Raw genomic sequence first — 6825 nt, 5'->3', positions numbered from 1 at the left:
GCTTATTGCTATCAAACAGGACCGTATGCGTTTTGCCGTTAAATGGAAAATGGCGGAGCCGGCCGGCTCGCGCAGGAATCTACCGGGTCCGTGAGGAGGGAGCGTTTGCCGTCAATAAGGCAACGATCTTTCGCGCGCGCGGGACTTGACGCAGAAGATGCGGATCCGCGCTTGTGTTGCAGTGCTCGCGTAATCCTGTCGACTTCCGATGAACGGCTGTCATTGGGCGTACTCAACGACCAGCAATGCCGTGGCCATGGTTTTTCCAGGATTCGAAATGGCATGCTGAACATCCGCCGGATAGCGCGCGGACTCGCCGTGCCGGACTTTCTTCTCACTGGGGCCGGATTGAACGGTGACGCAGCCGCTCATTACGGACAGATGTTCTTTCGAACCAATCTCATGCGGCTCGGATGCGAGTACGCCGCCAGGATGGATCGACAGCTCATACCATTCCACTCGGCTTGCAAGGTCCACAGGGCCGAGAATCTTCAGCTCGCATTTGCCATCGGGGCTTCTGATCACCGGGATCGAGTGAGCAGGAATGACTGTCACGGTTGGCGTCGGCTTGTCGGCCTGCCCACCGGATAGGAACTCGGCCAGGCCAATCCCCAAGGCATTCGCCAATCGCCACAAGACCGCTACCGTGGGATTGGCAAGATTCCGTTCAACCTGCGAAAGCATCGATTTGGATACGCCAGCACGCCGGGAAAGCTCGTCGAGAGAGAGCTTGCGTGCCTGGCGAAGCAATTGCAGCCTGGCTCCAATGACGGGGGGGCCTTCTGCGAACGCCTCCGCCGGGGGGACTTGTGTCATGAAATGAGATCCTGTAAAGTGAACAAAACGTTCGATATACAGAACACGTTCGGTTTATCGATCACCCTCAGTTTACAGGAGCACCGCTGTGCCGACAACAGACGCATTCTACGCAGCCATCCGCCAGGAGCTCGAGTCCATTGAACAAGCCGGTCTGTTCAAGACCGAGCGTGTCATCGCCTCTCCCCAGGGCAGCCTTATCAGGACGACCGATGGGAAGGAAGTCATCAACCTGTGCGCTAACAACTACCTGGGCCTCTCGTCCCATCCGGAGGTCGTGGAGGCTGCGCATCGCGCGCTCGGCGAGCGTGGTTTTGGCTTGAGCTCCGTTCGGTTCATTTGTGGTACGCAAGACCTGCACAAGTCGCTCGAGGCGCGTCTCGCGAGCTTTCTCGGCACGGAGGACACGATCCTCTACGGCTCGGCCTTCGATGCAAACGGGGGCCTGTTCGAGACGCTCCTTGGTCCGGAGGACGCTGTCATCAGCGACGAACTGAACCACGCGTCCATCATCGATGGCATCCGGCTCTGTAAAGCCAAGCGTTTCCGCTACAAAAACAATGACCTTGAGGATCTTCGCGAGCAGTTGAAGGCGGCCGACGCCGCAGGCGCACGTTTCAAGCTCGTCTTTACCGATGGCGTTTTCTCGATGGATGGCACGATTGCCCGGCTCGATGAGATCCGCGAGATCTGCGACGAGTTCGGGGCGCTCCTCGGGATTGACGAGTGCCATGCCACCGGCTTCCTTGGGCAGCGCGGCCGCGGCTCTCACGAACACCGTGGGATCTTCGGAAAGGTCGACATCATCACCGGAACGCTCGGCAAAGCGCTAGGCGGCGCCTCGGGTGGCTTTACGAGTGGGCGAAAGGAAGTCGTGGCATTGCTGCGCCAGCGCTCCCGGCCTTATCTTTTCTCGAACACGGTGGCGCCGTGCATCGTGGGCGCGACACTCAAGGTGCTCGACCTGCTCGAAGCCGATACCTCGTTGCGAGACAAGCTCGAGCGCAATGCGCGTTACTTCCGCGGCAAGCTCGGCACGCTGGGTTTCGACGTGAAGCTCGGCGACCACCCCATCATTCCCGTCATGGTGTATGACGCGGAAAAGGCGCAGCAACTGTCCCGGCGTCTGCTGGAGCTGGGCGTCTATGTCATCGGTTTCTTCTATCCCGTGGTCCCCAGGGAGCAGGCACGCATCCGCGTGCAGATCAGCGCTTTGCACGACAGCGCCGAGCTGGACCAGGCGTTGGAGGCGTTCGAGATCGCAGGCAAGGAACTGGGGATCATTCAATGACAAAGCCAGCCAGGGTTCTGATCATTGGCGCCAACGGCCAATTGGGAACGGAGTTGGCGTCGGCGCTGGCCGATCGCTATGGCAAGCAGAATGTCGTCACGAGCGACATGGTGCCGCACGGCCGCCACCTGCACCTCACGCATGAAATGCTCGACGTAACCGATAGGGCGCAACTTCGCGATGTCATCGAGCGGCATGGGATCACCCAGATCTATCACTTGGCAGCCGCATTGTCAGCAACCGGAGAGAAGTCGCCTACATGGGCGTGGCAACTCAACATGAACGGCCTGCTGAACGTGCTGGAGGCTGCGCGTCACCAGAAGCTCGACAAAGTATTCTGGCCCAGTTCGATTGCGGCATTCGGCCCGACAACGCCGCCGGACGCCACGCCCCAAAGCACCATCATGGAGCCCAAGACCGTCTACGGCATCTCCAAGCTGGCGGGCGAAGGATGGTGCCGTTGGTACTTTGAGAACCATGGCGTGGATGTCCGGAGCGTGCGGTATCCAGGATTGATTTCCTACAAGACGCCTCCAGGCGGCGGAACCACGGACTACGCAATCGATATCTTCCATTCGGCGCTCAAGGCGCAACCCTATGCCTGCTTCCTGGAGAAAGATGAAGCCCTGCCAATGATGTACATGCCGGACGCCGTTCGCGCGACCATCGAGCTGATGGAGGCGCCTGGCGCCAGCATCTCCGAGCGGGGAAGCTACAACCTTGCGGGCTTGAGCTTCACGCCTGGCGATATCGCGAACGAGATCCGGCGGCATTGCCCGGGGTTCGATGTCAGGTACGAGCCTGATTACCGTCAGGAAATCGCCGGTGGATGGCCTAACTCTATCGACGACTCGGTAGCCAGGCGGGATTGGAACTGGCGACCTGAATTCGGCCTCAGGGAGATGGTGGCCGACATGCTGAAAAACCTGGCAACGCTGAACCAGGGTAGCGCCTTGGAATGCGTGAGCTGAGACCAGCTTGGCGCAGCAGGCAAAGCCAGGAACCCGACCGCCGGCCAGCCTCGCGGCATGACAGCAGGCTGCGCGAAGTCGTTGCACGGTAGCGCGGGAAACGTATAGACAGGGCCGAGGCCCTGTGATAGAAGATCGCCTCGATTTCGGACGCTGGGATGCGTTGTCGGGGAATGAAGGCGGTCTGGACGATGCGTGATACCGCGCAAGCGATAGACAAGGCGCGAAGCGCCGGCCGCATCGATCCCAATAACGATGACCAGAGGAGACAACTCATGACCACAGCTGCAAATCCAGCAATCCGGCTTTCCGGCCGCCAGGGCCGGCTTCGACATCGGAGGGTGCATGCAGGCGCAATCCGTATCCGGAAGGGCGTTGCGCGCCCGAACCAATTCACGGGTGAGAGCCGTGCGAATGCTGACAAGCGTTCGCGGGTCTGAGAGGAGATCAATATGACTGACGTAAGGAAACTGCTCGACGAAGAGCGGGCCCACGAGGAGAAGGATCTCCATCGCGGGCTCAAGGACCGGCACATCCAGATGATCGCCATCGGCGGCGCCATCGGTGTCGGACTGTTTCTGGGTGCGGGGCGCGCGATCGCCATCGCCGGCCCGGGACTGATGCTGAGTTACGCCATCGGCGGCGTGGCGATCTTCTTCATCATGCGGGCGCTGGGCGAACTGCTGCTGTACCGCCCGGTGAGCGGATCCTTTGCAACCTACGCCGAGGAGTTTGTCGGCCCTTTTGCGGGCTTCGCCACCGGCTGGTCGTATTGGTTCATGTGGGTGGTCACCGGGATGGCCGAGATCACTGCGGTCGCAGTCTACGTGCACTACTGGTTCCCGGACGTGCCGCAGTGGATACCGGCGCTGGCCACCCTGGCGGTGCTGTACCTGGTGAATTGCGTTGCGGTCGCGGTATTCGGCGAACTCGAATTCTGGTTCTCGCTGATCAAGGTGGTGACCATCATCGCCATGATCGTGATCGGGTTGGCGATCATCTTCTTCGGTGTGACACCGCTCGGCCCGACGGCCAGCTTCTCGAACCTGTGGACGCATGGCGGCTTCATGCCGTTCGGGACGCTCGGCGTGGTGCTGACCTTGCAGATCGTCATGTTCGCCTACCAGGGCGTGGAACTGATCGGTGTCACCGCGGGGGAGGCGCAGAATCCCGAGAAGGTGTTGCCGCATGCGACCAACGGCGTCGTCTGGCGCATCCTGATCTTCTACGTTGGCGCGCTGATCGTCATGATGGCGCTGGTGCCCTGGAATGAGCTGAAGCCCGGCGTCAGCCCCTTCGTCTACGTGTTCGAGAGGATCGGCATTCCGGGGGCGGCCGCGATCGTCAATCTGGTCGTCATCACGGCGGCAGCCTCATCTTGCAACAGCGGCATCTTCAGCACCGGGCGCATGCTGTACACGCTGGCGCAGTTTGGCCAGGCGCCGCGCGCCTTCGGCAGGGTCAGCAGCAAGCATGTGCCGTCCACCGCCATCACGTTCTCGGCCGCGCTGATGGGCATCGGTGTGCTGCTCAACTACATCGTGCCGGAGCAGGTCTTCGTCTGGGTCACCAGCATTTCGCTGGTCGGTTCGCTGTGGACCTGGTCGATCATCATGATTGCCCACCTCGGCTATCGCAAGGCAATCGCCGCCGGCCGGGTCAAGGCGGTGGACTTTCGCATGCCTGGCGCGCCTTATGCCAACTGGCTGGTGGTCGCCTTCATGATCGCGGTTGCGGCGCTGCTGTCGCTCGATCCGGGTACCCGGGTGGCGCTCTACGTGGCACCTGTGTGGTTCGCGCTGCTCGGCATCGGCTATCGGCTCACCAAATCGCGTGCGCCGGTTGAGGGGCGCGTCCAAAAGTCGGCTTGAGCATCGTCCCGCACGCTGCCGGTGCCTCGGTTTTCGACCGGTCTGCGTGCGCGACGGTGTCGCTAGGATGCGACGATTGTCGCGCTGGGCGATCTCCAGCACATGTCCCAGCCGCTTATTTTTCACCACCGCGTCCTGATCGATCTCGGACAGCCGGTCATAGAGGACGTAGGGCAGGGCAGTCCCGTCGGCCCACAAATCGATACGGCCGTCCGGTTACTCGGCCACTTCGATGTAGCGATGAATCAAGGAGCGCTGCCCCGGGTTGGTCCTTGATGAGGTACAGCCCGGAAGATGCTGGCCTTGTCGCTGTAGAACGCCACTGCCTTGCCATGGCGCTCAATATAGGCCCGCGTCGCGGCAAAATTGGCGGAATTCGATTCAGTCGGCACGAACAGCAACTGCATCAGGTGGCTGGTGGCATCGTCGACATAGACGAGCAGCCTGCACATGGGCGTCCGCTCCTCGAACCACGCGTGCTCATGATGATCGTGTCGGGTCGGCCCATGATCGTGCTCCAGGCTAGACGGCAAAGCCGTCAGCTTGGCACGCTCCGGGACGGGGTACGACATTTCTATTTGGCTCAAGTACGACATTACTATTTGGCCCTGACACCGTTGTCCAGGCTAAATTCAAATGTCCTCCCGGTGGCTAGATCAGAATGTCCGGTTTAATGCAGGATGGTTTTGATTCTTTTGCGTCTTTTTCTCGCCTGTTTCCGTAACGCAGTCGAGCTGGCCTGAGGCGGTGAGGTATCTACAGGGTGGGGCGGTTGCGCCAGTTCATCGATGGCGCGACGCAAGTCTTCCGCATTCAGTTGCCGTTGTGGTTTCGTACCTGGCGTCGCCTGTTCGGGCCGTTGCCGCGGTTTTTGACCGGTCAGCGTGCGCGATGGTGTTCCTAGGATGCGACGATTGTCGCGCTGGGCCTGCACGCGCTGGGCGATCTCCAGCACATGCCCCAGCCGCTTGTTTTCCACCACCGCGYCTTGATCGATCTCGGACAGCCGGTCATAGAGGACGTAGGGCAGGGMAGTCCCGTCGGCCCACARCTCGATSCKGCCGTCCGGATACTCGGCCACYTCGATGTAGCGRTGAATCARGGAGCGCTGCTCGGGTTGGTCCGTGATGAGGTACAGCTTGCGGTCRTATTGCAGCGTCAGCCGGTTGGAGACTTTGCGCCATTCACGCCAGGTAAAGATGCGCTCGAGGTCCTCGTCGGGCCGCACGGGACGRTGCGCRTTGAAGTCGCTTCTKGGCATCTTGGCGAACCGCACATTGAAGTCCGCCAGGAAGACCGGGGCAAAGGCATTGGCCTCGGCCAGCGTCGAGATGCCGCGCTGGCGCAACTCCTTGACCAGCCGGTCCTGCAGCGTGCCATTCATGCGCTCCACACGGCCCTTGGCCTGACTGCTGTTGGCGCACAGGCTCTCGATATTCAGCTCGTACAGCACGCGCCCGAACTGCGTATGGTCCCGTCCCGTGGTGACACCTTTKGCATTGACCCGGAAGATACTGGCCTTGTCGCTGTAGAACGCCACCGGCTTGCCATGGCGCTCAATATAGGCCCGCGTMGCGGCAAAATAGGCGAAAGTCGATTCGGTCGGCACGAACAGCAACTGCATCAGGCGGCTGGTGGCATCGTCGACATAGACCAGCAGCGTGCACATGGGCGCCCGCTCCTCGAACCACGCGTGCTCGCTGCCATCGATCTGCACCAGTTCACCCAGGCAGGCGCGGCGCTTGCGCGGCTGGTGCATCTTGGGCGGGCGTAGCTTCCTGGGGACCCAGAAGCCGGCGTCAATCATGATCCGGCGCACCGTCTCCTTGGCCAGCGCGATGCCATGGCGCTCGCGCAGCTTCTCGCAGGCGAGCGT

General features: G+C 61.2%; 5 protein-coding genes and 1 pseudogene. 3 read left to right on the top strand and 3 right to left on the bottom strand.

Going from position 1 to position 6825, the window contains the following annotated elements:
* Positions 1-219 precede the first annotated feature (219 nt).
* On the bottom strand, positions 220-816 hold the full coding sequence (locus tag AC1DS3_RS32475) for a helix-turn-helix domain-containing protein (RefSeq protein WP_441632084.1): 597 nt from the start codon (positions 814-816) through the stop codon (positions 220-222).
* Between the two features lie 88 nt (positions 817-904).
* Here AC1DS3_RS32475 and kbl point away from each other — a divergent pair, with 88 nt between their 5' ends.
* The 3 genes from kbl (at position 905) to AC1DS3_RS32460 (ending at position 4949) form a co-directional block, all read left to right on the top strand.
* Positions 905-2107, top strand: coding sequence for a glycine C-acetyltransferase (gene kbl / locus AC1DS3_RS32470; RefSeq protein WP_441632086.1), 1203 nt, complete (start codon positions 905-907; stop codon positions 2105-2107).
* A complete protein-coding gene (locus AC1DS3_RS32465) occupies positions 2104-3078 on the top strand; it encodes an NAD-dependent epimerase/dehydratase family protein (protein ID WP_441632088.1) in 975 nt (324 codons plus the stop codon). The genes kbl and AC1DS3_RS32465 overlap by 4 nt, the downstream gene beginning before the upstream one ends.
* Before the next feature lie 452 nt (positions 3079-3530).
* On the top strand, positions 3531-4949 hold the full coding sequence (locus AC1DS3_RS32460; protein ID WP_441632090.1) for an amino acid permease: 1419 nt from the start codon (positions 3531-3533) through the stop codon (positions 4947-4949).
* 287 nt (positions 4950-5236) lie between these two features.
* Here AC1DS3_RS32460 and AC1DS3_RS32455 read toward each other — a convergent pair.
* A pseudogene (locus AC1DS3_RS32455) lies at positions 5237-5440 on the bottom strand (ISNCY family transposase); the annotation flags it as partial.
* A gap of 179 nt (positions 5441-5619) precedes the next feature.
* On the bottom strand, positions 5620-6825 hold a 1206-nt coding region (locus AC1DS3_RS32450), incomplete at its 5' end, for an ISNCY family transposase (RefSeq protein WP_477128769.1).

Source organism: Cupriavidus sp. 01L46 (assembly GCF_056399905.1).
The sequence above is the reverse complement of the archived record's forward strand: the minus strand, read 5'-3'. Positions and strand labels throughout refer to the sequence as shown.